This is a genomic window from Puerhibacterium sp. TATVAM-FAB25, from assembly GCF_046535855.1.
Classification (GTDB): domain Bacteria; phylum Actinomycetota; class Actinomycetes; order Actinomycetales; family Cellulomonadaceae; genus Puerhibacterium; species Puerhibacterium variabilis_A.
Genome location: NZ_JAXUAK010000003.1, coordinates 203721 through 230160, shown reverse-complemented (window position 1 = coordinate 230160; position 26440 = coordinate 203721). Strand labels below are relative to the sequence as shown.

The window sequence follows — 26440 nt, the reverse complement described above, 5'->3', positions numbered from 1 at the left end:
TTGCAACGTGCCCCTCCGTACGGTGAGCGCACCCGGCGCGACGACGCCCCGGACGGCATCCCGGACGGGGCGGGCGTCGTCGGCCGGCCGGACGTCGACTGCAAGGAGGCAGCCAGCATGACCGTCTACGCAGCTCCCGGGCAGCCCGGGGCGATCGCCGAGTACAAGCCGCGCTACGACCACTGGATCGGCGGGGAGTACGTGCCGCCGGCGAGCGGGGAGTACTTCGAGAACCCGACGCCGATCACCGGCCAGACCTTCACCGAGGTGGCCCGCGGCAACGCCGAGGACATCGAGCGGGCCCTGGACGCCGCGCACGGCGCCGCCCGCGCGTGGGGGCGCACGTCGCCCACCGAGCGCGCGAACATCCTGAACAAGATCGCCGACCGCATGGAGGCGCACCTCGAGGAGATCGCGGTCGCCGAGACCTGGGAGAACGGCAAGCCGGTGCGCGAGACGCTGGCCGCCGACATCCCGCTGGCGATCGACCACTTCCGCTACTTCGCCGGCGCGATCCGCGCCCAGGAGGGGTCGATCAGCGAGATCGACGCGACCACGATCGCCTACCACTTCCACGAGCCGCTCGGCGTCGTCGGGCAGATCATCCCGTGGAACTTCCCGATCCTCATGGCCACGTGGAAGCTCGCGCCGGCGCTCGCGGCGGGCAACGCCGTCGTGCTCAAGCCGGCCGAGCAGACGCCGGCGTCGATCCTGTTCCTCATGGACCTGATCGGCGACCTGCTGCCGCCGGGGGTGGTCAACGTGGTCAACGGGTTCGGCGTCGAGGCCGGCAAGCCGCTGGCGTCCTCACCGCGCATCCGCAAGATCGCGTTCACCGGCGAGACCACCACGGGCCGGCTGATCATGCAGTACGCCAGCCAGAACATCATCCCGGTGACGCTCGAGCTGGGCGGCAAGAGCCCGAACATCTTCTTCGAGGACGTCGCCGCCACCCGCGACGACTTCTACGACAAGGCGCTCGAGGGCTTCACGATGTTCGCGCTCAACCAGGGGGAGGTGTGCACGTGCCCGTCCCGCGCGCTGGTCCAGTCGTCGATCTACGACCAGTTCCTCGGCGACGCGCTCGAGCGCACCAAGGCCGTGCGGCAGGGCAACCCGCTGGACACCGAGACGATGATCGGGGCGCAGGCCTCCAACGACCAGCTGGAGAAGATCCTCAGCTACATCGACATCGGCAAGGCCGAGGGGGCGCGGGTGCTCACCGGCGGCGAGCGGGCCGACCTGGGCGGCGAGCTGTCCGGCGGGTTCTACGTGACGCCCACGGTGTTCGAGGGCAAGAACTCGATGCGCATCTTCCAGGAGGAGATCTTCGGGCCGGTCGTGGCCGTCACCGAGTTCTCCGACTTCGACGACGCCATCAAGACGGCCAACGACACCTTGTACGGCCTGGGCGCCGGCGTGTGGTCGCGCAACATCGAGACCGCGTACCGGGCCGGGCGGGAGATCGAGGCCGGGCGCGTGTGGACGAACAACTACCACGCCTACCCGGCCGCGGCCGCGTTCGGCGGGTACAAGGGCTCCGGCGTCGGGCGCGAGAACCACAAGATGATGCTCGACCACTACCAGCAGACCAAGAACCTGCTGGTGAGCTACTCGCCGCAGAAGCTCGGCTTCTTCTGACGGACGGCTGACCGGCCGGTGACCGACGCTGACCGACCGGATCCGGGTCCCTGGGGGTCCGAGACGGAGGGGGCTGTCTCGGACCGCCAGGGACCCGCACCGGTGGGGGAGGAGGGAACGTGACCGATCCGACGACGGACCCGACGACGGACCCCGGGACGGTGGCCCCGGCGGCGCCGGCCCGGGTGGCCGTGACCGACGACGCCGCGGCGCTGCTGGCGCGGCTGCGCGCGCGGCACGGCGAGCTGATGTTCCACCAGTCCGGCGGGTGCTGCGACGGCTCCAGCCCGATGTGCTACCCGCAGGGCGACTTCCTGACCTCCGACGCCGACGTGCACCTGGGCGACCTGCCGGTCGGCGTCGACGGCGAGGCGTTCACGGTGCCGGTGTGGATGAGCCGGTCGCAGTTCGAGTACTGGAAGCACACCCACCTGACCATCGACGTGGTGCCCGGCCGCGGTGCCGGGTTCAGCGTCGAGGCGCCCGAGGGCGTGCGGTTCCTCATCCGCTCGCGGCTGCTCACCGACGACGAGTGGGCGGCGCTCGGCGACGGGTGACCCGGGCGGCACCCGGCCGGAGGGGTCAGGAGCGCCGGGTGCGGCCCGGGCGGAGCCCCGAGCCCTCGAGCTCCAGGGCGGCGAGGCGCTCGATGACGTCCTGGTCGCCCGCCCGCCACGCGGCGACGGGTTCCGGCGAGACCTTCTGGATCGCCCGCAGCGGCTGGTGGGCCAGCGCGCGGAGCGCGAAGAGGGACGGGTCGGTGCTCTGCCGGAGCGCCCTGGCCATGGCGGTGGCCTGGCGGACGAACCGCAGCCGGAGCGGCAGGTGGACGACCAGCGCCAGCAGCACCGGCACCAGCACGACCGCGACCGCGAGCCACAGCGCCATCGTCTCCACCGCCTCGACCTGGGCCCGGCCGGCCGCGGCGACCTGGCCGGCCGCCGAGCTCGCGCCGAGGAACGGCGCGGCGACGGCGTCGTCCACGATCGGCAGGTCGTCGACGCCGGTCGAGGCCTCGGTGAGCCATCCGGCGAGCGACGTGCCGGCCTCGTCCAGCTGCTCGCCGGGCACGGCCAGCCGGAGCACCACGTCGTGGACGGTCAGGCCGACCCACACCCAGGCGGCGACCCAGGCGACCAGCAGGAGGTCGCCGGCGACCTGGCGGATGAGGCGCGCGGGGGTGTCGGCGTAGAGCTTCACGGCGCGGACTCTAGTGGTCCGGGAGGGTCGTCCCGGGGCACCGGAGCCCGTGCGTCTCGGCGGGTCAGGCGTCGAGCGTGCCGCGGACCACCGAGTCACCGGAGTGCGCGGGGTCGCCGTCGAGTGGCTCCTCGGAGACGTCCACCACCGGGAACGCGGCGAGGTCGAGGCCCTCGGGCACGTCGAACCGGCCCTCGTCCCCCTCCAGCACGCCGAGGCTCACCAGCCCGCTGACGTCCGGGGTGAGCAGCCACACCTCGCGGAACGCCCCCGCCGGGACCGGGGCGTCGAGGGACACCACGACCTGGCGCCGGCCGTCGGGCGTCTCCTCGACCCGCGCCGCGCCGCTCGCCCCGGCCCAGCCGGGCAGCGCCTCCAGGTCCGTGGTCGCCACGACGGTCTCGGGCGGCAGCGCCTGGCGCCGCTCCCACCACACGCCGCCGGCGACGCCGAGCAGGAGGGCCAGGCACGCCGCGGCGGCGGCGAGCCAGGTGCGGGTGCGCCGCGGCCGGAGCGGGACGACGTCCGCCCCCGACGAGGCGCCGGGCCCGGGCGCCTCGCCCGAGGCGGGTGTGCTCGGGGCGGGCGCCGCGGGGGCGGGTGTGACGGGGGCGGGCGCCGCAGGGCCCGACGGCCCGCCGAGGTCGGCGGGCACCTGGGAGAGACCGAGCTCGGCGTGGACCCGGCCCCACACCCGGGGGTCCGGGGCGACGAGGGCGTCGGGCCCAAGGCCGGAGCGGGCCAGCTCGGCGACGCGGCCGAGGTCGGCGGCCGCGGCCGCGCAGACGAGGCACGCCGCGAGGTGGGCGCGGGCGTCGTCGTCGAGCACGTCCTCGCCGAGCGCGAGGAGCGCGAGCGTCTCCTCATCGATGTGCGGCACCGTCCACCTCCAGTCGCGTGCGCAGCCGGGCCAGGCTCCGGCGTACGTGGCTCTTGACCGTACCGAGCGGCAGGTCGAGCTCCTCGGCGATCTGCACGTGCGTCAGGTCCCGGAAGAACGCCAGCTCCAGGATGGTCCGCCCCGGGTCGCCGAGGCGCCGCAGCTCGTCGGCCAGCACGACCCGGTCGGCGACCTGGCGCACGTCGTCCTCCGTCGTCCTCGGCTCGGCCGCCGGGTCCGCCGCGGCCTGCTCCGAGCGCCGGTGGCGGGACCGTGCCTCGTGCGCGTCGGCGACGGCGTGCCGGGTGATGCCGAGGATCCACGCGGGCAGCCGGGCCCGTGCCGGGTCGAACCGCTGGCGGCCCCGCCACGCCGCGACGAAGACCTGCTGGGTCACGTCCTCGGCGTCGGCGCGGTCGCCGAGCGAGCGCAGGGCGACGGTGTGCACGAGCGTCGCCCACCGCCGGTAGGCCTCCGCGAGCGCCGCCTCGTCGCCGTCCGCGAACCGGCGGCCGAGGTCGGAGACCTCGGCGTCGTCGACGGCGGCGTCGGTGGCGGTCAGGGCCGCTCCTCCCTGCTCGAGGCCGACGGGGCGGCCTGCTATGAGCCGATCGTAGGCAGTCACGGTGCGTCGGCACGCCGAGCGGTGACGAGCACGTTGTCGCTGTACGAGCGCCGCTCGCCGTCCCACGCGCCGCCGCAGGTGACCAGGACCAGCCGCGGCCCGCCCGTGCGGTCGAACACGTCGTCGAGCGGGACCTCCGGCTTCGGCACCGACCGCACCTCGGTCACCGCGTAGGCGTGGCGCGTGCCGTCGGCGTCCGTGACGACGACCTCGGCCCCGGCGGCGAGGCTGCGCAGCCGGGCGAAGGGCCCGGCACCCGCCTCGTCGTCCACGTGGGCCGCGACCACCGTCGTGCCGGCCGCGCTCGTCGGGCCGGGCCCGTGCCGGTACCACCCGGCGGTGCGGGCGTCGTTGGGCAGGTCCATCGCGCCGCCGCCGTCGACGCCCACGGGCACGACGGGGACGTCGATCCCGAGCTCCTCGACGGCGACCCGCACCGGCGGCGTGGGCGCCGGTGCGGGTCGGTCCCGCGCGGGACGGACGGGGACGCGGGGCGACGCTGCTGCACCCGGTGTCGCCCCGTCCGTCCCGCCGGGCTCCCCGCCCGGCGGGGACGTCCGGGCGGGGGCGCCCGCCGCCGGAGGACCGTCTCCGGCGGCGGGCCGGTCGGCGACGGGAGGGACGCCGCCGACGAGGAGGGCGGCGCTCGCGGCCAGGCCGGCCAGGCCGGTCAGCAGGGCCGCGAGCGCCGCGGGACGAGGCCGTGTCATGCCCGCCGGTCGACGTCGTCGTGGCGGACGCCGACCGCCTCGGGCACGCGCCGGCGAACCGCGAGCAGGCCCGCGGCCACCAGGGCCATGCCGACGACGCTCACGGCGACGGAGATCGCCACGGTCGCCACGGTGCTGCCGGTCGAGGGCTCGGCGGCCGCGCCGGACAGGCCGGCCGCGACGCCGTCGGGGGAGGAGTGCAGGCCCTCCACGGTCTGCGTGGCGAGCGCGAGGTTGCCGTCCTCGAGGCTGCCCCACGCGTACGCGATGGTGTTGACGCCCTCGGCGACGGTGACGTCGGCCGGGCCGAGCACCGGCTCGGTGGTGCCGGCGGCGGCGACCGCCGCCGAGACGGTGCCCGCCGGCAGGTCGAGCACCTGCTCGTCCGGGTTCTCCAGGCCCGTGATCACGGCCTGGTCGCCCGCGAGGACGTCCACCGCGGGCGCCGCCGCGACGTGCCGCACGGTGAGCCGGCCCTCGCCGGCGGCCGTCTGCTCCGTCGAGTTCGTGAAGAGCGTCGCGGTGGGCTGGCCCTCGGCGTCGAGGTGCGCGACGGCGGTGTAGCTGCCGCCCGCCTCGAGGGACAGGTCGACCGGGCCGATCACCGGCTGGCTGGCGTCGCTGGCGTCCGTCGCCGTGATCGCGACGGTGTAGGTGCCGGTCGGCAGGTCGAGCGGGCCGGCGAGGTCGCCCGGCTGGAAGTCGTCGAGCGTGCGCTCGTCGTTCACCCAGACGTCGACGGGCGTGTCGGGGACGCCGTGCAGCACGGAGAGCGAGGCGTTCTCCGCGGTGTCGGCCGAGGCGGGCGCGGCGAGCGCGCCGAGGGCGACGAGCCCGGCGGCGCCGGCGAGTGCGGCGCTGCGTCGTGCGGTGCTGTTCATGCTGTCCTCCAGGCGTCGGACGGGGCCCGTGCCGGTCGCGCGGACCGCTGACACCTGTACTTCGCCGCCCGGCGCCGTCCGGATGCACCGGCGCCGGAACTTTTTCTCGGCGGGACTCTGCCCGCGGTGGGTCTTCCCCTGCGCGCGCCGGACCGTCGAGACTGGGGCGTGGACGTCCGGCGTCCCTGCGGTGCGAGGCGGGGCGGGCGGCGCGTCCGGGACGCGACCGCGACGCAGCGGGGCGGCCGGCGGACCGTGGCCCGCCGCCAGTCGGGAGGACACGTGGCAGAGCCCGCGATCACCGCGCGCGCCATCGAGAAGCGGTTCGGCAGCAACCTCGCCGTGGCCGGGGTGGACCTGGAGGTGGGGGAGCGCGAGATCTACGGGTTCCTCGGCCCCAACGGCGCCGGGAAGTCGACGCTGACCCGGGTGCTGTGCACGCTGCTGGCCCCGACGTCCGGCAGCGCCCGGGTGGCCGGCCACGACGTGCTGACGGAGCCGACCGCCGTGCGCCTGCGCATCGGCGTCGCCCTGCAGGAGGCGGCGCTGGACGACAAGCAGACGGGCGAGGAGATGCTGCGCCTGCAGGGCCGCTTCTACGGGATGGACAAGCGCCGCACGGCGGCGCGCGTCGCCGAGCTGCGCGAGCTCATCGACATCGGCGACGCCCTCGGCGACCGGGTCGCCACCTACTCCGGCGGCATGAAGCGGCGCCTGGACCTGGCGCTGGCGCTCGTGCACGACCCGCAGGTGCTGTTCCTCGACGAGCCGACGACCGGCCTGGACCCGGTCAGCCGCGCCAGCGTGTGGGCCGAGGTGCGGCGCCTCAACCGCGACCTCGGCGTGACCGTGTTCCTCACGACCCAGTACCTGGAGGAGGCGGACGAGCTCGCCGGGCGGGTGGGCATCATCAACCGCGGCGCGATCGTCGCCGAGGGGACGCCGGCCGAGCTCAAGCGCACGATCGGCACCGACCTCGTCGTGGTCGACGTCGACGGCGAGCTCGACCGGGCGCGGTCCACCCTGAGCCGGGTGCCGGGCGTGCTCGACGTCGGCCGCGACGGCCACAGCCTCGTGGCGTCCGTGGAGGACGGCGCCAAGGCGATCAGCCCCCTGGCGCTCGCGCTCGCGCACGACGGCGTCGAGGTCCGCGAGCTCGCCCTGCGGCGCCCGACGCTGGACGACGTGTTCTTCAGCGTCACCGGCGAGCGCATCGCCGACGAGGACAGGACGGCCGTCGGATGACCGCCGGCACGGTCCCCGCCGTCCCGCCCGCCCGCGCGGTCACCGCGGGCCGGCCCGCCGGGTTCTGGCGCGACCTGACCTCGGTGGCGATCCGCGCGCTGCGGCAGATCCCGCGCGAGCCGGAGGCCATCTACCCGGCGCTGGTCATCCCGCTGTTCTTCTTCGCGGTCAACGTCGGCACGCTGTCCGACGTCGCGTCGTTCGCCGGGGTCGGCGACTTCAAGGCGTTCCAGATCCCCGTCGCGATCGTCTTCGCCGTCACGGGCATCTCCCGCGCGAACGCCCTGGTCGTCGACATCACCGGCGGCTACTTCGACCGGCTGCTGGTCACCCCGATGCACCGCACCTCGCTGCTGCTCGGCCTGATGCTGGCCGACCTGGTGCTGGTGATCGCGCTGTCGGTGCCGGTGGTGCTGCTGGGCTACCTGCTCGGGGTCCAGTTCGTCACGGGCTTCGCGGGCATCGGCGTCTTCCTGCTCCTGGCCGGCCTGTGGGGGCTGGCCTTCACCGGGTTCCCGTACGCCATCGCGCTGCGCACCGGCAGCCCGGCGGCCGTGAACTCGAGCTTCCTGCTGTTCTTCCCGTTCGCCTTCCTCACCACGACGTTCCTGCCCCTCGAGGCCCTGAGCGGCTGGCTGGAGACCGCCGCGCGGTTCAACCCCGTCACCTATCTGCTGGCGGCGCTGCGGTCGCTGATCACCGACGGCTGGGAGATCGTGCCGCTGGCGCAGGGCCTGGCCGCGATCGCCGGGGTGGGGCTGGTGAGCTTCGTGCTGGCGTTCCGGTCGCTGCGCTCGCGCACGTCCCGGCGCTGACCTCCGGCGACGGCGCGCCCCCGCGTCGCCCCCGCGTCGCCCCCGGCGTCACCCGGCGTCACCCGGCGTCGTCGAGCGTGAGCGGGCGCACCTGGCCGCCCGCCGCGACGAAGAAGCCGCGCACCCGGAACCCGCGCTCGCGCGCCTGGGTGCGCAGCATCGCGTTCCACGCGCGGTCGGACTCCGCGATCGCCGCGCCGCCGGGCCGCTCCAGCACGGCGACCACGCTGCCGCCGGGCAGGTGCTCGGTCACGACCCCGGCGGCGAGCCGGCCGAACCGGCCGGAGCGCTCGGCGTCGGGCAGGTCGGGGATGCCGTGCAGCGGCAGCAGCACGCCGGGCACGCGGTCGTCCGCGTCGAGCCAGGTGAGCAGCAGGCAGCGGCGGCGTGGTCGGGCGTCGCCGGCCAGGAAGGCGGCGAGCTCGAGCAGCTGGTCGTCGTCCTCGACGAGGTCGCCGGGGAGCAGGGGTGCGCCGAAGGTGTCCATGGCCCGACGCTGCCCGCGCCGGCCTCCCTCCGTCGCCGTCGTCCACAGCCTCGGTTCCTGGGGGCGCGCTCCGTGCGAGGGGCCGCGGCGACCACGACCGCCGGCGGCGTCCCGGCGCCCACCCCGGAGCGGGGCGCCCCAGGAACAGCGCCCAGGAACGTTGTGGGTACAGAACACGCCGTGTGATTCACGGATCGCACGGCGTGTTCTGTACCCACAACGACGGTTCAGCCGCGGGGCTTGGCGTCCCCGATGTACTCGCGCACGTCGTCGGCCACGCCGTCGAGGTTCATGTCCGCGCTGCGCGCCTTGCGGGCGTCCCAGCGCAGGCACAGCGCGCCGAGGGCGGCGGCGGCGACCGAGGCGAGCAGGATCGCGGCCTTGGCGCCCTCGGTGTGCTCGGACCCGTGGCCGAACGACAGCTCGGCGACCAGCAGCGCGACGGTGAACCCGATGCCTGCCAGCAGGCCCACCGGCAGCAGGTCGCGCACGCCGATGCCCTGCGCGAGCCGTAGCGGCGTCAGGCGCGTGACCAGAGCCGTCGTGCCGAGCACGCCGACGACCTTGCCCACCACGAGCCCCAGCGCGATGGCCGGCACGACCGGCTGGCCCAGGATCTCGGCCGGGCCGCCGCCGTCGACGACGTTGACGCCCGCGGCGAGGAAGGCGAACACCGGCAGGGCGAAGCCCTGCGACCACGGCTCCATGGCGTGGGCGTAGCGCAGGGTGCGCGGGCCGGGCTCGCCGTGCATGGCGATCGCCGGGACCGTGAAGCCGAGCAGCACGCCCGCCACCGTGGCGTGCACGCCCGAGGCGTGCATGAGCCCCCACGCGACGGCGCCGAGCGGCAGCAGCAGCCACCAGCGCGGCCGGCGGGTGCGCACGTACCAGGCGCCGAGCGCGATCACGGCCACCGCGCCCGCGAGGAAGAGCAGGTTCAGGTCGTCGGAGTAGAAGATCGCGATGACCACGATCGCGAGCAGGTCGTCCACGACGGCGAGCGTGAGCAGGAACGTGCGGATGGCCAGGGGCAGACCCTTGCCGAAGACGGCGAGCACGCCGACGGCGAAGGCGATGTCGGTGGCCGTCGGGATGGCCCAGCCGTGCAGCGCGGAGGGCTCGCCGAGCGCGACCACCACGACCGTGAAGATGACGGCGGGCACCACCATGCCGCCCACGGCGGCGAGCATCGGGACGCCCGCCTCCCGGGGGTTGCGCAGCGACCCGGCCACGAACTCGTGCTTGAGCTCCAGGCCGACGACGAAGAAGAAGATCGCGAGCAGCCCGTCCGCGGCCCACTCGGAGACGGTGAGGTCGAGGTGCAGCGCGTGGGGCCCCACCACGGTGCTGGACAGCGCCTCGTAGCCCTCGCGCCAGGGCGAGTTCGCCCACACGAGGGCCAGGGCGGCGGCGGTGATGAGCAGGAGCCCGCCGGTGGTCTCCCGGCCGACCCAGGCCCGCAGGCGGGCGGGGACGGTCGGACGCGCGGGCGTGGCGGTGGGGGGTTCGGGCGTGAGGGACACAGGAGTCCTCTGCGGTCTCGGGGGTCGGTGGACGTGCCGGCGCTTCCACCGGCGCCGCCGACCAGACTTCCCGGCTCACCTGCGCTCCAGGATATACGGGCGCCGGCGCCGCTCGCCGGGCGGTCCGGCTCGTGGGCACGTGGCGGGCGCGGCACCCAGCGGTGCGGCGGGTGCGTCAGCCCTCGAGCTCCCGGGCCAGCGCGAGCAGCCGGGTCACGGTGTTCCAGCTGCGCCCCGTGAGCCACGTCCCGGCCGCCCGGTCGATCCGCGCCGAGGTCAGCCGCGAGGAGGCCAGCCCGGCCGGGTACTCGACGACGAGGGCGCCGGCGGCGAGCGCGAGGCGCTCCGGCCCGGCGTGCTCCTGCGCGAGCCGGGCGATCCCGTCCGGGTCGACCGGGCCGGCCGGCACGTACGCCAGGAGGTGCGACGGGTCGTCGCGGGCCGCGTCCGGGAACGGGTTCGCCGCCACGACCTCGGCGAGCCGGTCCGCCCGGACGGCGACGGCCGGGACCACCTGGCCGAGGCGCTCCTCGAGCCCGGCCGCGACGCGCGCCGCCACCTCCGCCTCCGTCGCCGGGCCCGAGCCACCCGGGGCCGGGGCCCGCCCGACGACGTTGCCGCTGCTCAGCACCGTCCGCGCCGGCGCGAGGCCGGCGTCGGCGGCGGCAGCGCGCAGGTCCACGGCGGGCACGCGGCGGTGCGGGCCGAGGTTGACCCCGCGCAGCAGCACGACGTACGTCGAGGCGGTCATGCGGCCATGGTGCCGCGCGGCCGGGACGGCGCGCGACGCCGCAGGTGAACGGCGGGTTATTTCTCGGCGACACGTCCGCTCCGGGGGTGGTGTCCTGAATCACACGGCCGTAGTTTGGCGACAGGGACGGCGATCCCCGCCGTCCTCCGGGAGGCCAGCCGATGGAGTTCACGCTCCGTGCGGGAGGGCCGGCACCGGCCCTGCGGCGCGGGAGCCGCTCCAGGGGCCGGGTGCCCGCCTCACCCACTCGTCCGTGCCGCTCGGCCGCCGGCCCCTCGGGACCGGCACGCACAGGCCGGCAGCGCGGGCGGCGACGGCGCTGACGCGCCGGAGGGAGAACCCCGTGGACCGTTCCGCCCACACCCCCGCAGCCACCGCCACCGACGTCGCGGTCGACGTTCCCGCCGACGGCGGCGACCGGCGCACGTTCGTCGTCGACACCTCGGTGCTGCTGTCGGACCCGCGGGCCCTGTACCGGTTCGCCGAGCACGACGTGGTCCTGCCCGTCGTCGTGATCACCGAGCTGGAGGCCAAGCGGCACCACTCGGAGCTCGGGTACTTCGCGCGGTCGGCGCTGCGCCTGCTCGACGAGCTGCGGGTCCAGCACGGGCGGCTCGACGCCCCGGTACCCGTCGGCGACGCCGGCGGCACCCTGCGCGTGGAGCTCAACCACATCGACCCGCAGGTGCTGCCGGCCGGGTTCCGGCTCGGGGACAACGACTCGCGCATCCTCGCGGTGGCGGCCAACCTCGCCGCCGAGGGGCACCGGGTCACCGTGGTGTCCAAGGACCTGCCGATGCGCATCAAGGCCTCCGCCGTGGGCCTCGAGGCGGAGGAGTACCGCGCCGAGCTCGCCGTCGACTCCGGGTGGACCGGGATGGCCACGATCGACCTGTCCGACGAGCAGATGGCCGCGCTGTGGGAGCACGACGAGGTCGACGTCGCCGACCTCGACCCCGCCGTCGTCGCGGCGGCCTCGCCGCTGCTGGTGCACACCGGCCTGGTGATCCACTCGCCGCGCGGGTCCGCGCTCGGGCGGGTCACCGCCGACAAGAAGGTGCGCGTGGTGCGCGGCGACCAGGAGCTGTTCGGCGTGCACGGGCGCTCGGCCGAGCAGCGCATGGCCATCGACGTGCTGCTCGACGAGTCCGTCGGCATCGTGTCCCTGGGCGGCCGCGCCGGCACCGGCAAGTCCGCGCTCGCGCTGTGCGCCGGCCTCGAGGCGGTGCTCGAGCGGCGCAAGCACCGCAAGATCATCGTCTTCCGACCCCTGTACGCCGTCGGCGGCCAGGAGCTCGGCTACCTGCCGGGCAGCGAGTCGGAGAAGATGAACCCCTGGGCGCAGGCGGTCTTCGACACCCTCGGCGCGCTGGTCTCGCCGGAGGTGGTCGACGAGGTCATCGCCCGCGACATGCTCGAGGTGCTGCCGCTGACGCACATCCGCGGCCGGTCGCTGCACGACGCGTTCGTCATCGTCGACGAGGCGCAGTCGCTGGAGCGCAACGTGCTGCTCACCGTGCTCTCGCGGATGGGGCAGAACTCCCGGGTGGTGCTCACCCACGACGTCGCCCAGCGCGACAACCTGCGGGTGGGGCGGCACGACGGCGTGGCCGCGGTGATCGAGAAGCTCAAGGGTCACCCGCTGTTCGCGCACGTGACCCTGACCCGGTCCGAGCGCTCGCAGATCGCGGCGCTCGTCACCGACATGCTGGAGAACCTCGAGCTCTGACCCGGCCGGTTCCGGTGCCGCGGGGCGCGCCTGCGCCCCGCGGCACCGCTGCGGCACCGCTGCGGCACCGCTGCGTCGGCGCTGCGCTCAGCGCCCGGACCGGGCCCGCGGGTGGATCAGCAGCACGGCGACGACGCCGACGAGCGCGCCGATCGCGGTGTCCAGCGCGCGGTCGACCGCCAGGGCCGAGGGGTCCGTCGGCGCGCCGAGCGCCGTCATGAGCAGCGCCATCGGCGCGATGAGCACCTGCGCCAGGCCGTAGTTCACCGCGATCACCACCTCGGTGGCGACCTGCAGCACGAAGACGAGCGCCGCCGTCTGCCAGAACGACAGGTCCGCGGCCAGCAGCGGCCACGCGACGCACAGCGCGCCGACCACGGTGCCCGCCGCGCGCTGCAGCGCCCGCACCGCCATGTGGCGGGCGGTGGCGCCCTGCAGCGTGGCGGTCGACCCCATCACCGCCCACGCGGCGTGGCCCAGGCCCGCGGCGGCGGACGCCGCCGACGCCAGGACGCCCGCGACGGTGACCCGCACGGTGCTGAGCACCCAGCCGGGGCGGCGGCGCTCGGCGCGGGCGGTCAGCCGCAGGCCCTGCCGGGCGGGCAGCGGCGCGGCCGGGGCGGCGGTGTCGTCCGGGGCGCGGTGCGGCACCACGTGCTCCCCGTGCAGCGAGCGCTCGACGTCGTGCAGCTCGCCGGCCAGCACGAGCGCGACCGGCCGGGTGCGGCGCCACGACGCGTCGTCGGCGAGCGCCCCGCGGGCCGCGGCGATCGCGCCCTCGGCGGCGGCGCGGTCCTGGGGCGAGCCGGAGGCCTGGGCGCGCCGGACGGCCTCGGCGGCGCGCCGGACCGCGAGGCGGGCGGGTGCCGTCGGGCGGACCAGCGCACCGGCCATGCAGAGGACCCAGGCGAGCGCCGCGCCGGCGAGCGCGGCGCCCGCGCGGGGCAGCACGTCGGCCAGCGCGGGGCTGCCGGCCACGCCCGCGCCGGCGCAGAACACGACGATCGTGGCGCCCGGCGCGCCGGTGCGCAGCAGCAGCACGAACGCCGTCGTGCCGCCCGCCAGGAGCGCCATCAGCGCCCACGTCACGGGCGTCGGCGCGCCGAGCGCGGTGACGAGCGTGAAGAGCCCGATGGCGCCGGCCATGAGCGCGCCGACCAGGGCGAGGAGCGCTCCGCGGCGCCGGTAGGTGTCGAAGCGGCCGTACAGCGAGGTCAGCGCGCCGAGCGCTGCGAAGCCGGCGAGCTCCTGGTGGCCCGCGAGGCCGAAGCCGACGAGGGCCAGCGCCCCCGCGACGCCCACGCGGACGGCGGGCGCGACCGCGGCGTCCACCCGGCCCACCTGGAGGGACTCCCGGAGCACGGAGGGGTCGAGGAGCTCGCGGGCGGTGGACGTGACGGGGGCGAGGGGATGAGTCGACATGCTTGCCTCAGTCTACCGATCCGTCGGACCGGGGCAGCGCGCAGGCAGGCCACCCGAGGCGGTCGGCCCGGGCCTCCAGCATCCCCGGACGCGCCGCGGCCCGCCGCCGGTGGTGCCGGCGACGGGCCGCGGGGAGACGGCGGGGGGCCGTCGGCGGGACGTCAGGCTCGCGGCGGCGTCGTCATCTTGAGCACGTCGAGGGCGGCGTCGAGCTGCTCCTCGGTGATCTCGCCCCGCTCGACGAACCCGAGCGCGATCACGGCCTCGCGCACGGTGACGCCCTCGGCGACGGCGTGCTTGGCCACCTTGGCGGCGGACTCGTAACCGATGACGCGGTTGAGCGGCGTGACGATCGACGGGGAGGACTCCGCGTAGGCGCGCGCCTTCTCGACGTTCGCGGTGATGCCGGCGACGGTGCGGTCGGCGAGCACGCGCGAGGCGTTCGCGAGCAGGCGGACCGACTCGAGCACGCCCTGGGCGATGACCGGGATCTGCACGTTGAGCTCGAAGGAGCCCGACGCGCCGGCCCAGGCCACGGTGGCGTCGTTGCCGATGACGCGGGCGGCGACCATGAGCACGGCCTCCGGCACCACGGGGTTGACCTTGCCCGGCATGATCGAGGAGCCGGGCTGCAGGTCGGGGATGAAGATCTCGCCGAGGCCGGTGTTGGGGCCGGAGCCCATCCAGCGCAGGTCGTTGCAGACCTTGGTGAGCGACACGGCGATGGTCCTCAGCGCGCCGGACAGCTCCACGAGGCCGTCGCGGGCCGACTGCGCCTCGAAGTGGTCGCGCGCCTCGGTCAGCGGCAGGCCGGTGTCCTCGCGCAGCAGGGCGATGACCCGCTGCGGGAACCCGGCGGGCGTGTTGATGCCGGTGCCGACGGCGGTGCCGCCGAGCGGCACCTCGGCGACGCGGGGCAGGGCCGCCTCGAGCCGCTCGATCCCGTACCGGACGGCGGCGGCGTACCCGCCGAACTCCTGGCCGAGCGTGACGGGCGTGGCGTCCATGAGGTGCGTGCGGCCGGACTTCACCACGGTGGCGAACTCGTCGGCCTTGGCCTGCAGCGCGTCGGCCAGGTGCGTCAGCGCCGGCACCAGGTCGTTGATGACGCCGGCGGTGGCGGCCACGTGCACCGACGTCGGGAAGACGTCGTTGGAGGACTGCGAGGCGTTGACGTGGTCGTTGGGGTGCACGTCCGCGCCGAGGGCGCGGGTGGCGAGCGTGGCGAGCACCTCGTTGGTGTTCATGTTCGACGACGTGCCCGAGCCGGTCTGGTAGACGTCGACAGGGAAGTGCGCGTCGTGCGCGCCGGAGGCGACCTCGTCGGCGGCGGCGACGACGGCGTCCGCGACGGCCTGGTCCAGCACGCCCAGCTCGGCGTTGGCGCGGGCGGCGGCCTTCTTGATCCGCGCCAGGGCCTCGATGTGGCCCCGCTCGAGCGGCGTGCCGGAGATCGGGAAGTTCTCCACGGCGCGCTGCGTCTGCGCGCGGTACAGGGCCTGCGCCGGGACGCGGACCTCGCCCATCGTGTCGTGCTCGATGCGGTACTCGATCTCGGTGCCCGGGGCACCGTTGACGGCGGCGTCAGAAGTCATGCCCCTATCGTGCCGCACGCCCCCGGGTGGCCGGTTCGTGACGCGGGTCACGGCCGGCCGCCCGGGGGCGTGCGGTGGCGCGGGGTGGTGGGCTCAGGCCGTGGCGGCCCGCGCGGGCTCGCCGACGTCACCGGCGACCTCCACCAGGCGCGCGCTGCCGTCCTCGAGGTCGTACTCCACGCCGACGATCGCGACGCGGCCCTCGCCCACGGCACGCTCGAGCGCGGCGGAGTAGCCGCGCAGCATCGCCACGGTGTGCCGCACGTGCTCGGTGCGCAGGGTGTCCGGGTCGAACAGCGCGTCCCGCGCGCCGTCGCCGGCCCGGGCGGTGATGGCCGCGACCGAGGGCATCACCCGGTCCACCACGGCGCGCACGAACCCGGGCGGCTGCTCCCCGGTGGCGAGGGTGTGGGCCGTGGCCGCGACGGCCCCGCACGAGTCGTGACCGAGCACCACGACCAGGGACGCGCCCAGCACCTCGGTGCCGTACTCGATCGAGCCCAGCACGGTCGTGTCCACGACGTGCCCGGCCGTCCGGACGACGAAGACGTCGCCCAGGCCCTGGTCGAAGATGATCTCGGCGGCCACGCGCGAGTCCGAGCAGCCGAAGATCACCGTGTGCGGGTGCTGCGCGGCGCGCAGCTCGCGGCGCCGCGCCGCTCCCTGCGACGGGTGCTCCGGCGCGTCGCGCACGAAGCGCTCGTTGCCCGCGCGCAGCGCGGCCCAGGCCTCCGCGGGGGTCGGCCGCGCCGGGGCGGCGTCCGTCGTGCTGGTCATGTCCGTGCTCACTGCTCCTCCTCGACGACGACGGTGGTCTGCTCGACCTCCTCGACCGTGACGCGCACGCCGGCCGGCGCGCCGTCGCCGGCCTGCGCGGCCGCGAGCCGATCGCGGGCGCCGTCGAGCCACTCCTGGCAGCGCGCGGCCAGCGCCTCGCCGCGCTCCCACAGCGCGAGCGAGACCTCGAGGGGCTCGCCGCCGGCCTCGAGGCGCTGCACGACGCGCACCAGCTCGTCGCGCGCCTGCTCGTAGCCGAGGGCGGAGGGGTCCGGGAGGGTGCTGAGGTCGGTGGGGTCGGTCACGGGAGACAGTCAACAACACCTGGCCGACATCCTCCGGCGGCGGTCCACGACGCGGCCGCAGCGGTCCCACGGGCGACGCCACCGCCCCGGGGGAGTCTCGGACGAGTCGACGTCGGCCGGCCCGGGGCGGCCGATGTCGGCTTGCCCGCGGCCGCCCGGCACCGGGACGATGCGCGGTATGGGACACCTGGAGGTGGCGCACGTCGAGCACGTGCTGCCCGACGGCCGCACGCTCCTCGACGACGTCTCCTTCCGCGTCCCCGAGGGCAGCGCCACCGCGCTGGTCGGGCCCAACGGCGCGGGCAAGACGACGCTGCTGCGGCTCATCACCGGCGAGCTCGTGCCCGAGGCCGGCTCCGTCGTGGTCGGCGGCGGGCTCGGCGTCATGCCGCAGTTCGTGGGGTCCGTGCGCGACGGGTCGACGGTGCGCGACCTGCTCGTCGCCGTCGCGCCGCGGCAGCTGCGCGAGGCCGCCCGAGCCGTCGACGCCGCCGAGACGGCCATGATCGAGGTGGACGACGAGGCGGCCCAGATGGCGTACGCCCAGGCGCTCGCCGACTGGGCCGACGTGCGCGGGTACGAGGCCGAGACGCTGTGGGACGAGTGCACCATGGCCGCCCTCGGCGTCCCGTACGACCGCGCGCAGCTCCGGCAGGTGCGCACGCTGTCCGGCGGCGAGCAGAAGCGGCTGGTGCTCGAGGCGCTGCTGCGCGGCCCGGACGAGGTGCTGCTGCTCGACGAGCCGGACAACTACCTCGACGTGCCGGGCAAGCGCTGGCTCGAGGAGCAGCTGCGCGCCACGCGCAAGACGGTGCTCTTCGTCAGCCACGACCGCGAGCTGCTGGCCCGGGCCGCCGACCGGATCGTGGCGCTCGAGCCCGGCCCCTCCGGCGCGGACGCCTGGGTGCACGGCGGCGGCTTCGCCACGTTCCACGACGCCCGCCGCGAGCGGTTCGCCCGGTTCGAGGAGCTGCGCCGCCGCTGGGACGAGAAGCACGCCCAGCTGAAGAAGCTCGTGCTCACGCTCCGCCAGGCCGCCGCCGTCAGCCACGAGATGGCCTCCCGCTACCGCGCCGCCCAGACGCGCCTGGCGAAGTTCGAGGAGGCCGGGCCGCCGCCCGAGCCGCCGCGCGAGCAGGACATCACCATGCGCCTGCGCGGCGGGCGCACCGGCCTGCGCGCGGTCACCTGCGAGCGGCTCGAGCTGACCGGGCTGATGAAGCCGTTCGACCTCGAGGTCTTCTACGGCGAGCGCGTGGCCGTGCTCGGCTCGAACGGCTCGGGCAAGTCGCATTTCCTGCGCCTGCTCGCGGGCGAGGACGTCGCGCACGGCGGCACCTGGAAGCTCGGGGCGCGCGTGGTGCCGGGGCACTTCGCGCAGACCCACGCGCACCCGGAGCTGGTCGGCCGCACCCTCGTGGACGTCCTGTGGACCGACCACGCGCTGCAGCTCGGACCGGCGATGGCCGCGCTGCGCCGCTACGAGCTGACGGCGGCGGCCGAGCGGCCGTTCGACCGGCTCTCCGGCGGCCAGCAGGCGCGGTTCCAGATCCTGCAGCTGGAGCTGAGCGGCTGCACCGCGCTGCTGCTCGACGAGCCCACCGACAACCTCGACCTCGAGTCCGCCGAGGCGCTCCAGGAGGGGCTGGAGGCGTTCGAGGGCACCGTCCTGGCGGTGACGCACGACCGGTGGTTCGCGCGCGGGTTCGACCGGTTCCTCGTGTTCGGCTCGGACGGCGTGGTGCGCGAGACCGCCGAGCCGGTGTGGGACGAGCGGCGGGTCGAGCGGGCGCGCTGAGCCCGCCGCGTGTCCTGCGGGGCGTCACGTCCCGACGACGGCCATCGTCACCGCGACGCGGTCGCCGAGCTCGACGCCCTCGGCGCGCTGCACCGCGACCTTGACCGGCAGCAGGTAGCCGCCGTCCCGCGGGAAGAGCGACGTGTCGAACTCGGTGCCGCCGATGCGGGCCGTCACCGGGATCACGCCCCAGCCGTAGGTGACCTGCCGCGCGACGGCGCGCACCTGCGCGGCCTCGGGCGGCGGCAGCGGGACGAAGAGGTACGGCGCGGGCCCGCGCCAGTGGACGACCTCGCCCTCGAACCGCAGCTCCACGCCCGCTCCCTCGCGTCCGTCCCGACTCGTCCCGTCGCCGTCTCAGGCGGCCCCGGCCGCCGTCGACGCCCCGGGGGCGACCAGGTCAGGCGTGACCGTCGCGCCCAGCTCGCCCCGCGCGAGCCGCAGCCGCACGCCGGAGCCGGCCGGGGCGTCGTCGGGCTCGCGCACCACGTGCCCGTCCGGCCGCTGCACGACGGCGTAGCCGCGCTCGAGCGTCGAGGCGGGGGACAGCGCCCGCACCTGCGCCTCGAGCCGGCCGACCTCGCCGGAGGCGCGCAGCAGCAGGGCGTCCAGCAGGTGCCGGGCGTGCCGCAGCGCGTGCTCCACGTCGCGCTCGCGCGCCTCGACCATCGTCTCCGGCCGGGCGAGCACCGGGCGGGAGCGGACGCCGTCGAGCCCGTGCTGCTCGCGGTCCACCAGGGCGGTGACCGCCGTCCGCATGGCGCGCCGGGCACGGTCGAGCCGCAGCCGCTCCTCGGCGACGTCGGGCACGACGCGCTTGGCGGCGTCGGTGGGCGTGGAGGCGCGGTAGTCGGCGACGAGGTCCAGCAGCGGGGTGTCGGTCTCGTGCCCGATGGCGGACACCAGCGGGGTGCGGGCGGCCGCGGCGGCCCGCACGAGCGCCTCGTTGCTGAACGGCAGCAGGTCCTCGACGGCGCCGCCGCCGCGGGCGACGACGATGACCTCGACCTCGGGCATCGCGTCCAGCTCGGCGATGGCCGCGCCGACCTCGCGCACGGCGTTGACCCCCTGCACGGCGACCTCGCGGATCTCGAAGCGCACCTGCGGCCAGCGGGCGCGGGCGTTGACCACGACGTCGTGCTCGGCCTTCGACTCGCGCCCGCACACCAGGCCCACCACGGCGGGCAGGAACGGCAGCGGCCGCTTGCGGTCGGCGTCGAAGAGCCCCTCGGCGGCGAGCACGCGCTTGAGCTGCTCGATGCGTGCCAGCAGCTCGCCGACGCCGACCATCCGCACGTCGGCCGCGCGCATCGACAGCCGGCCGGTCTTGACCCAGAACTCCGGCTTGGCGTGCACGACGACCTGGTCGCCCTTCTCGGGCCGCCGGTCCAGGCCGTGCATCACCCGGGTGAGCATGTGCACCGGCAGGGACGCCTCGGCGTCGGTGTCGCGCAGCGTGAGGAACTGCATACCCGAGGTCGGGCGGAAGGTGTGCTCGACGATCTGCCCCTCGACCCACACCGGCGACATCCGGTCCACGTACCAGCGGATCTTGTCCGCCAGCAGCCGCACCGGCCAGGGCCGCTGCGCGCTGGTGTCGGCCGCCTTCTCCGGCAGCGGCTGGGGCGCGGGCGGGGTCTCGGCGGGCTCGTCGGTCACGCGCCCCAGCATGCCGCACCCCGCCCACACAGGGTGTCCACACCCGCCCACCTAGACTGGCCGGGTGACAGCCACGAGCACCGCCACCGCGACCGGAACGCCGACCCGCACCAAGCGGGTGCTGCTCGCCGCCCCGCGCGGCTACTGCGCCGGCGTCGACCGTGCCGTCGTCGCCGTCGAGAAGGCCCTCGAGACCTACGGCGCCCCGGTCTACGTGCGCAAGGAGATCGTGCACAACAAGCACGTCGTGGAGACGCTGCGCGAGCGGGGCGCGATCTTCGTCAACGACACCGACGAGGTGCCCGAGGGCGCCCGCCTGGTGTTCTCCGCCCACGGCGTCTCGCCCGCGGTCCGCGAGGCCGCCGCGGCGCGCAGCCTGGCCACGATCGACGCCACGTGCCCCCTGGTCACCAAGGTGCACAAGGAGGCCGTGCGGTTCGCCAAGGACGACTACGACATCCTGCTCATCGGCCACACGGGCCACGAGGAGGTCGAGGGGACGGCCGGCGAGGCGCCCGACCACGTGCAGGTCGTCAACTCCCCGGAGGAGGTCGACCAGGTCGTCGTGCGCGACCCGGCGAAGGTCGTGTGGATCTCCCAGACCACCCTGTCCGTCGACGAGACGATGGAGACGGTCCGCCGCCTGCGCGAGAAGTTCCCGTCGCTGCAGGACCCGCCGAGCGACGACATCTGCTACGCCACGCAGAACCGCCAGGTCGCGGTGAAGAAGCTCGCGCCCGAGTGCGACGTCGTCATCGTGGTCGGCTCGGCGAACTCGTCGAACTCCGTGCGCCTGGTGGAGGTCGCCCTGCAGTCCGGCGCCCGCACGTCCTACCGCGTGGACCGCGCGGCGGAGATCCGCGAGGAGTGGCTCGACGGCGCGGCCACGGTGGGCGTGACCTCGGGCGCCTCGGTGCCGGAGATCCTGGTGCGGGACGTGATCGAGCACCTCGCCGCGCGCGGCTTCGGCGACGTGGAGGAGGTGCGCACCGCGACCGAGGACCTCATGTTCTCGCTGCCCCGCGAGCTGCGCGCCGGCCTCAAGGCCGCCGGCCAGGGCGACAAGCGCCCCCGCCGCGAGCAGCGCACCGCGCTGCCGGTCACGCCGGTCTGAGCCGCCGGCGGCACACCAGAAGGCCCGGCCTCCTCTTCTCGAGGGCCGGGCCTTCTGGTGTCCTGGGGGGCGGGCGTCAGCCCGCGGCGGCCTCGCCGTCGGACCGCTCGCCCTGCGCCTCCAGCGCCCGCTGGTCGGCGGCGGCGAGGGCCTCGACCTCGGCGGAGGCGCCGCCCGCGACGGTGACGCGGCGCTCGCTCACGGCCACCGTGTCGATGGCGACGACGCGCTCGTCCTCGGCCGCCAGCAGCTCGGGCTTGGTGATGGGCCGTGGCACCTCCTCGATCCCGCGGACCTCCTCGACCAGGTCCTTCTCGTCGACGACGTCGAGCTCGACCATCCGGCGGGCCGAGGTGAGCACGTTGCGCTCGAGCGAGCCGATCATCGAGTTGTAGCTCTTGGTCGCCGTCTCCAGCGCGCGGCCCGTCTTGGTGATGTGGCCGGTCATCGTCACCAGGCGGGAGTAGAGCTCCTTGCCGACGGTGAGCACCTTCTGGGCGTTCTCCGCCAGCGCCTCCTGCCGCCACGCGTAGGCGACCGTGCGCAGCAGCGCGACCATCGTCATCGGGGTGGCCACGACCACGTTCTTGCTCACGGCGTACTCGAGCAGGTCCGGCTCGCGCTCCACGGCGGCCGACAGGAACGCCTCGGCCGGCACGAACATGACCACGAACTCGGGCGCGGGGGAGAACTGGTCCCAGTACCTCTTGCTCGCCAGGTCGTCGACGTGCTTCTTCATGTGCCGCACGTGCGCGTCCAGGCGCTGCTCGCGGTAGTCGGCGTCCCCGGTCTGCTGCGCCTCCAGGTAGCCGAGGAACGCGACCTTGGAGTCGACCACCACGTGCTTGCCGCCGGCCAGGTGGACCACCATGTCCGGGCGCAGCAGGCCGTCGTCGGTGGACACCTGCGCCTGCTCGGTGAAGTCGACCCGGCTCAGCATGCCCGCGGCCTCGACCACGCGGCGCAGCTGCAGCTCGCCCCACGCGCCGCGCGTCTGCGAGGAGCGCAGGGCGGTGACCAGCTCGCTGGTGCCGGTGCGCAGCTGCTCGTTCGCGGTGGCGAGCTGGCGCAGGTGCTCGCCGAGCGTGGACTGCCCCTCGACCCGGGCCTTCTCGGCCTCGGCCACCTCGGCGCGGACCTTCTCGACGGCCTTGCTCAGCGGGTCCACCAGCGCGCGGAAGGCCTGCTCGCGCTGGGCGAGCACCTCCTCGTTCTTGACGGTGCTGGCGCGCAGCCGCTGGTCGGCCAGCTCGAGGAACTGCTGCTGGCTGGCCTGCAGCACGTCGCCCGCCACGGCCTTGAAGCGGCGCGCGGTGGCCTCGGCGTCCTCCTTGGCCTCGCGCACCTGGCGCTCGGCCTCCTCGCGCACCTCGGCGACCCGGCGCTCCGCCTGGGCCTGCGCCTCCGCCAGCCGGCGCTGGGCGTCGTCGCGCGCCAGGTCGAGCTGCTCGCGCAGGCCCGCCGTCTCACGGCGGGCGGCCTCCAGGTCGGCGTGCCCGCGCGCCAGCTCGATGTCGGCCGAGCGGCGCTCGGCCGACGCGCGGTTGGCGGCCACGAGCCAGCCGACCAGGACGCCCACCGCGAGGGCGCCCAGCAGCAGCAAGATCCAGGTCGTCGTCATGCGGCCAGGGTGGCACGGCCCACCGACAGCGCGATCCTCCGGCGCGCCCGCCACCAGGGCGGCGAGCCGCCTCGATAGGGTCGAGACGGCCCCACGACGAGAAGGTGATCCCCCTGACCGCCCCCACGCCGCCGCCCGGACCACCGCACCCCGCGACCCTGGCCGGCCCCCAGCAGCCCACGCCGCCCGACCCCGCCGCCGCCCTGTCGCTGCGCGGCCTGTGGAAGCGCTTCGGGCAGAAGATCGCCGTCGCCGGCGTCGACCTCGACGTCCCCGCCGGCTCCTTCTACGGCCTCGTCGGGCCCAACGGCGCCGGCAAGACCACCACCCTGTCCATGGCCACGGGCCTGCTGCGGCCGGACTTCGGCGTCGCGACCGTGCTCGGTACGGACATGTGGGCGGACACGGTGGCGGCCAAGGCCCGGCTCGGGGTGCTGCCGGACGGCGTGCGCCTCTTCGACCGGCTCACCGGCGCCCAGCTCATCACCTACGCCGGCCTGCTGCGGGGGATGGACCGCGCCACGGTGGCCGAGCGCACCGAGGACCTGCTGCGCGCGATGGACCTGCTCGGCGACCGCGACACGTTCGTCGTCGACTACTCCGCCGGCATGACCAAGAAGGTCGCCCTCGCCACGGCGCTGATCCACGCGCCGCGGGTGCTCGTGCTCGACGAGCCGTTCGAGGCCGTCGACCCGGTCAGCGCCGCCAACATCCGCGACATCCTGCACGCCTACGTCGGCGACGGCGGCACCGTGGTCGTCTCCAGCCACGTCATGGACCTCGTCCAGCGGATGTGCTCGCACGTGGCCGTCATCGCCGGCGGGCACGTGCTCGCCTCCGGCACGGTCGACGAGGTGCGCGGCGGGCAGAGCCTGGAGGACCGGTTCGTCGCGCTCGTCGGCGGTCGGATCGAGGGAGAGGGCCTGGCGTGGTTGCGCAGCTCGTCCGCCTCAAGCTGACCCTCCTGGTCAACGGGTACCGGCGCAGCGTCTGGCAGACGGTCGGCGTCGTCCTCGGCTCGCTGTACGCGCTGTCGCTCGTCGCGCTCGTCGTGGTGGGTGCCGTGGCGCTCGGCACGACCGACCCGGGGCTGGTGGCCCCGGCGCTGGTCCTCGGCGGCGCCGTGCTGGTGCTGGGCTGGCTCGTGGTGCCCGTCTTCGCCTACGGCGTGGACGCGACGCTCGACCCGCACCGCTTCGTCACCTACCCGATCCCGCGCCGGCGCCTGCTGGCCGGCCTCGCCGCCGGCGGGGTGGTCTCCGTGCCGGGCATCGCCACGGCGCTCGCGGTGCTCGGCGTCACGCTGGCGTGGTGGCGCTCGCCGCTGACCCTGGTGGCCGCCGCCGTGGGCGCCGTGGGCGCCCTGGCGCTGTGCGTCGTCGGCTCGCGCGCGCTGACCACGCTGCTCGCGCCGCTGCTGGAGTCGCGGCGCTCGCGCGAGGTGCTCACCGTCGCGGCCTTCGTCCCGATCATGCTCGCCGGGCCCGCGATCGGGTGGTTCAGCCGCCGCCTCGGCGACGGCGCCACCGACGCCGACGCCGTGCGCGCGCTGCTCACCGACCTGGCCGACGTCGTCGGCTGGACGCCGCTCGGCGCGCCCTGGGGCGTGCCGGCCGCCGTCCAGGACGGCGACTGGGGCGCCGCCGCCGGCCGCCTCGCCGTGCTCCTGGCCACCCTGGCGCTGGCGTGGTGGGTGTGGGACCGCGCGCTGGCCCGCACGCTGGAGACGCCGGCCGAGGGCGGCGCGAAGGGTGCGCGCGGCAAGGGCCTGGGCTGGTTCGACCGCGTCCCGGCCACCCCGACGGGCGCCGTGGCCGCCCGCGCCGCGACCTACTGGCTGCGCGACCCGCGCTACTCCGCGTCGATCGCGATCATCCCGCTGCTGCCGGTGGTGCTGGCCTTCGCCGGGCAGACCGCCGGGGAGGGGCCGGGCATGGCGGTGATGCTGATCCTCGCGCCGCTGACCGCCTGGGTGCTCGGCTTCAGCGTCTCCAACGACATCGCCTACGACCACACCGCCTTCGCGCTGCACGTGGCCACGGGCACGACCGGGCGCACCGACCGCTGGGGCCGTGCGCTGCCGGTGCTCGTGGCCGGCACGCCGCTCGTGGTGGTCTTCGCGGTCCTGTCGGCCGGGCTGTCCGGGCGCTGGACCGACCTGCCGGCGCTGCTGGGGCTCAGCCTGGGCACGCTCGCGCTGTCGACCGGGGTGTCGAGCGCGGTGTCCGCCCACTGGCTGTACCCGGTGCCCAAGCCGGGGGAGAGCCCGTTCAAGCAGCCCCAGGGCGCCGTCGGCGCGACGATGGTCGCGCAGGGCGTCGCCGGCCTGGCCACGTTCGTGCTGTCGCTGCCGGCGTTCGCCCTGGCGCTCTTCACGATCCTGCTGCCCAGCGCCGCGCTCGGCTGGGTCACGCTGGTCGTCGGCCCGGCCGTGGGAGCCGTCGTGCTCGTGCTCGGCGTGCGCTGGGGCGCCCGCGCCTACGACCGGCGGGCGCCGGAGCTGCTGCAGCGCGTGCTGTCGTACGCCTGACGACGCCGGGCGCCCGACCCGTAGACTGTCGCGACGTGGCTCTCACCATCGGCATCGTCGGCCTGCCCAACGTCGGCAAGTCCACCCTCTTCAACGCCCTGACCCGCAACCAGGTGCTCGCGGCGAACTACCCGTTCGCCACCATCGAGCCCAACGTGGGGGTGGTGCCGCTGCCGGACCCGCGGCTCGACAGGCTGGCGGAGCTGTTCGCCAGCGAGCGGACGCTGCCGGCCACGGTCTCGTTCGTCGACATCGCGGGCATCGTCAAGGGCGCGAGCGAGGGCGAGGGCCTCGGCAACAAGTTCCTCGCGAACATCCGCGAGGCGGACGCGATCTGCCAGGTGACGCGCGTCTTCGACGACCCCGACGTGGTGCGCGTCGAGGGCTCCGTGGACGCCCCGGGCGACATCGAGACGATCTCGACCGAGCTGATCCTCGCCGACCTCCAGACCCTCGAGAAGGCGCTGCCGCGCCTCGAGAAGGAGGTCAAGATCAAGAAGGGCGACGCCGCGTTCCTCGAGGCGGCGCGCACGGCGCAGCGCATCCTGGAGGCGGGCACCACCCTGTTCCAGGGCGCGGCGGCCGAGGGCCTCGACCTCGCCGACGTCGCGTCGCTGCAGCTCATGACGGCCAAGCCGTTCATCTACGTCTTCAACACCGACGACGCCGGGCTGGCCGACGCGGAGCGGCAGGCCGCCCTGCGCGAGCTCGTCGCGCCCGCCCAGGCGATCTTCCTGGACGCCAAGTTCGAGGCCGAGCTCGTCGAGCTCGAGCCGGACGAGGCGCGGGAGATGCTCGAGTCCACGGGGCAGGAGGAGTCCGGGCTCGACCAGCTCGCCCGCGTCGGCTTCGACACCCTGGGACTGCAGACCTTCCTCACCGCGGGACCCAAGGAGTCGCGCGCCTGGACGATCCACCAGGGCTGGACGGCCCCGCAGGCCGCCGGCGTCATCCACACCGACTTCGAGCGCGGCTTCATCAAGGCCGAGGTCATCTCGTTCGACGACCTCGTCGAGGCCGGCTCCGTCGCGGCGGCCCGCTCCGCCGGCAAGGCCCGCGTCGAGGGCAAGGACTACGTCATGCAGGACGGCGACGTCGTGGAGTTCCGCTTCAACGTGTGAGGCGGCCGTGC

25 protein-coding genes are annotated in these 26440 nt (G+C 75.3%); 10 read left to right on the top strand and 15 right to left on the bottom strand.

The window, feature by feature from the left end; genetic code table 11:
* Positions 1 to 117 precede the first annotated feature (117 nt).
* Together adh and U5M74_RS05080 are read left to right on the top strand one after the other, a co-directional pair.
* The gene (gene adh, locus U5M74_RS05085) at positions 118 to 1641 is read left to right on the top strand and encodes an aldehyde dehydrogenase (RefSeq protein ID WP_410906737.1); all 1524 of its coding nucleotides are present in this window, start codon (positions 118 to 120) and stop codon (positions 1639 to 1641) included.
* Positions 1642 to 1760: 119 nt separating this feature from the next.
* Positions 1761 to 2198, top strand: coding sequence for a DUF779 domain-containing protein (locus U5M74_RS05080; RefSeq protein WP_410906735.1), 438 nt, complete (start codon positions 1761 to 1763; stop codon positions 2196 to 2198).
* Positions 2199 to 2223: 25 nt separating this feature from the next.
* On the opposite strand, the gene U5M74_RS05075 is transcribed toward U5M74_RS05080, so the two are convergent.
* The 5 genes from U5M74_RS05075 to U5M74_RS05055 form a co-directional block, all read right to left on the bottom strand.
* On the bottom strand, positions 2224 to 2841 hold the full coding sequence (locus U5M74_RS05075; protein WP_410906733.1) for a hypothetical protein: 618 nt from the start codon (positions 2839 to 2841) through the stop codon (positions 2224 to 2226).
* Between the two features lie 64 nt (positions 2842 to 2905).
* Entirely contained in the window at positions 2906 to 3721 is an 816-nt protein-coding gene (locus tag U5M74_RS05070) for an anti-sigma factor (RefSeq protein WP_410906732.1), read from the bottom strand.
* Positions 3705 to 4283, bottom strand: coding sequence for an RNA polymerase sigma factor (locus U5M74_RS05065; RefSeq protein WP_410906878.1), 579 nt, complete (start codon positions 4281 to 4283; stop codon positions 3705 to 3707). The genes U5M74_RS05070 and U5M74_RS05065 overlap by 17 nt, the downstream gene beginning before the upstream one ends.
* Before the next feature lie 59 nt (positions 4284 to 4342).
* The gene (locus U5M74_RS05060; RefSeq protein WP_410906730.1) at positions 4343 to 4783 is read right to left on the bottom strand and encodes a class F sortase; all 441 of its coding nucleotides are present in this window, start codon (positions 4781 to 4783) and stop codon (positions 4343 to 4345) included.
* Between the two features lie 269 nt (positions 4784 to 5052).
* Positions 5053 to 5937, bottom strand: a complete 885-nt coding sequence (locus U5M74_RS05055; RefSeq protein WP_410906729.1) for a DUF4397 domain-containing protein — start codon at positions 5935 to 5937, stop codon at positions 5053 to 5055.
* A 282-nt stretch (positions 5938 to 6219) separates the two neighbouring features.
* Here U5M74_RS05055 and U5M74_RS05050 point away from each other — a divergent pair, with 282 nt between their 5' ends.
* Together U5M74_RS05050 and U5M74_RS05045 are read left to right on the top strand one after the other, a co-directional pair.
* Positions 6220 to 7182, top strand: a complete 963-nt coding sequence (locus U5M74_RS05050) for an ATP-binding cassette domain-containing protein (protein WP_410906727.1) — start codon at positions 6220 to 6222, stop codon at positions 7180 to 7182.
* On the top strand, positions 7179 to 7997 hold the full coding sequence (locus U5M74_RS05045) for an ABC transporter permease (protein WP_410906725.1): 819 nt from the start codon (positions 7179 to 7181) through the stop codon (positions 7995 to 7997). The genes U5M74_RS05050 and U5M74_RS05045 overlap by 4 nt, the downstream gene beginning before the upstream one ends.
* Positions 7998 to 8055: 58 nt before the next feature.
* On the opposite strand, the gene U5M74_RS05040 is transcribed toward U5M74_RS05045, so the two are convergent.
* From U5M74_RS05040 to U5M74_RS05030, 3 genes are all read right to left on the bottom strand, one after another.
* Positions 8056 to 8484 (bottom strand): hypothetical protein, encoded by a 429-nt coding sequence (locus U5M74_RS05040; protein ID WP_410906723.1) that lies wholly within the window; start codon positions 8482 to 8484, stop codon positions 8056 to 8058.
* Positions 8485 to 8711: 227 nt separating this feature from the next.
* A complete protein-coding gene (gene nhaA / locus U5M74_RS05035; RefSeq protein WP_410906721.1) occupies positions 8712 to 10007 on the bottom strand; it encodes a Na+/H+ antiporter NhaA in 1296 nt (431 codons plus the stop codon).
* A 175-nt stretch (positions 10008 to 10182) separates the two neighbouring features.
* The gene (locus tag U5M74_RS05030) at positions 10183 to 10758 is read right to left on the bottom strand and encodes a DUF1697 domain-containing protein (protein WP_410906719.1); all 576 of its coding nucleotides are present in this window, start codon (positions 10756 to 10758) and stop codon (positions 10183 to 10185) included.
* A gap of 445 nt (positions 10759 to 11203) precedes the next feature.
* On the opposite strand from U5M74_RS05030, the gene U5M74_RS05025 reads away from it, so the two are divergent.
* Positions 11204 to 12487: a PhoH family protein gene (locus U5M74_RS05025; RefSeq protein ID WP_410906876.1), complete on the top strand. Its 1284-nt coding sequence runs from the start codon at positions 11204 to 11206 to the stop codon at positions 12485 to 12487.
* Positions 12488 to 12574: 87 nt separating this feature from the next.
* Here the strand turns inward: U5M74_RS05025 and U5M74_RS05020 are convergent, their stop codons facing one another.
* The 4 genes from U5M74_RS05020 to U5M74_RS05005 form a co-directional block, all read right to left on the bottom strand.
* Complete coding sequence (locus U5M74_RS05020; RefSeq protein ID WP_410906717.1) at positions 12575 to 13909, bottom strand: FUSC family protein; 1335 nt, start codon at positions 13907 to 13909, stop codon at positions 12575 to 12577.
* 161 nt (positions 13910 to 14070) lie between these two features.
* On the bottom strand, positions 14071 to 15504 hold the full coding sequence (locus U5M74_RS05015; RefSeq protein ID WP_410906715.1) for a class II fumarate hydratase: 1434 nt from the start codon (positions 15502 to 15504) through the stop codon (positions 14071 to 14073).
* Positions 15505 to 15597: 93 nt separating this feature from the next.
* Complete coding sequence (locus tag U5M74_RS05010) at positions 15598 to 16281, bottom strand: carbonic anhydrase (RefSeq protein WP_410906874.1); 684 nt, start codon at positions 16279 to 16281, stop codon at positions 15598 to 15600.
* A gap of 8 nt (positions 16282 to 16289) precedes the next feature.
* Positions 16290 to 16586, bottom strand: coding sequence for an exodeoxyribonuclease VII small subunit (locus U5M74_RS05005; protein WP_410906713.1), 297 nt, complete (start codon positions 16584 to 16586; stop codon positions 16290 to 16292).
* 178 nt (positions 16587 to 16764) lie between these two features.
* On the opposite strand from U5M74_RS05005, the gene U5M74_RS05000 reads away from it, so the two are divergent.
* Complete coding sequence (locus U5M74_RS05000) at positions 16765 to 18384, top strand: ABC-F family ATP-binding cassette domain-containing protein (RefSeq protein WP_410906711.1); 1620 nt, start codon at positions 16765 to 16767, stop codon at positions 18382 to 18384.
* Positions 18385 to 18408: 24 nt separating this feature from the next.
* Here the strand turns inward: U5M74_RS05000 and U5M74_RS04995 are convergent, their stop codons facing one another.
* Positions 18409 to 18699 (bottom strand): DUF1905 domain-containing protein, encoded by a 291-nt coding sequence (locus U5M74_RS04995; protein WP_410906710.1) that lies wholly within the window; start codon positions 18697 to 18699, stop codon positions 18409 to 18411.
* 42 nt (positions 18700 to 18741) lie between these two features.
* Positions 18742 to 20043, bottom strand: coding sequence for an exodeoxyribonuclease VII large subunit (gene xseA / locus U5M74_RS04990; RefSeq protein WP_410906708.1), 1302 nt, complete (start codon positions 20041 to 20043; stop codon positions 18742 to 18744).
* Between the two features lie 64 nt (positions 20044 to 20107).
* On the opposite strand from xseA, the gene U5M74_RS04985 reads away from it, so the two are divergent.
* Positions 20108 to 21157 carry a 4-hydroxy-3-methylbut-2-enyl diphosphate reductase gene (locus U5M74_RS04985; RefSeq protein WP_410906706.1) on the top strand — a complete coding sequence of 350 codons (1050 nt, stop codon included), beginning with the start codon at positions 20108 to 20110 and terminating at the stop codon, positions 21155 to 21157.
* Between the two features lie 76 nt (positions 21158 to 21233).
* On the opposite strand, the gene rmuC is transcribed toward U5M74_RS04985, so the two are convergent.
* Complete coding sequence (gene rmuC / locus U5M74_RS04980; RefSeq protein WP_410906704.1) at positions 21234 to 22778, bottom strand: DNA recombination protein RmuC; 1545 nt, start codon at positions 22776 to 22778, stop codon at positions 21234 to 21236.
* A gap of 113 nt (positions 22779 to 22891) precedes the next feature.
* Between rmuC and U5M74_RS04975 the strand changes: the two genes are divergently transcribed.
* The 3 genes from U5M74_RS04975 to ychF are packed head-to-tail and all read left to right on the top strand — an operon-like array spanning position 22892 to position 26429.
* Positions 22892 to 23737, top strand: a complete 846-nt coding sequence (locus tag U5M74_RS04975; RefSeq protein WP_410906872.1) for an ABC transporter ATP-binding protein — start codon at positions 22892 to 22894, stop codon at positions 23735 to 23737.
* Positions 23707 to 25308: a hypothetical protein gene (locus U5M74_RS04970; protein WP_410906702.1), complete on the top strand. Its 1602-nt coding sequence runs from the start codon at positions 23707 to 23709 to the stop codon at positions 25306 to 25308. The genes U5M74_RS04975 and U5M74_RS04970 overlap by 31 nt, the downstream gene beginning before the upstream one ends.
* Before the next feature lie 35 nt (positions 25309 to 25343).
* Positions 25344 to 26429, top strand: a complete 1086-nt coding sequence (gene ychF / locus U5M74_RS04965; RefSeq protein ID WP_410906700.1) for a redox-regulated ATPase YchF — start codon at positions 25344 to 25346, stop codon at positions 26427 to 26429.
* Positions 26430 to 26440: the final 11 nt, after the last annotated feature.